1 protein-coding gene is annotated in these 266 nt (G+C 62.4%); it reads right to left on the bottom strand.

Features of this window, described 5'->3' with window-relative positions; translation table 11 throughout:
• On the bottom strand, positions 1-266 hold a 266-nt coding region (locus E4O98_RS10140; protein ID WP_248134888.1), incomplete at both ends, for an RHS repeat domain-containing protein.

Below are 266 nucleotides of genomic sequence, written 5' to 3'. Positions count from 1 at the left end.
CCACCAAGCGTCCGGCTTCGTCGTACTGATACGCCGTCACCGCGCCCAGCGGGTCTTGCTCGACGGTCAGCCGATCCTTGGCATCGTAGGATTTGAAATGCTGCGCGCCGTCCGGATCGATGCGCTGCACCAATCGCGCTCGGTCGTCGTGGACATACACTTCCTGGCTGCCATCGGCGTTATGTACGGTGACACGCCCGTCATCCCCCCAGGCATAACGCGTGTCCATCTGGGAAAAACTCGCCCAATGCCGGACGCAACGCGCT

The sequence above is a fragment of the Pseudomonas sp. W2Jun17 genome (assembly GCF_023127795.1).
GTDB lineage: Bacteria > Pseudomonadota > Gammaproteobacteria > Pseudomonadales > Pseudomonadaceae > Aquipseudomonas > Aquipseudomonas synxantha_A.
Note: the sequence above shows the minus strand (reverse complement) of the source record. Positions and strands in the feature narration are given on the sequence as shown.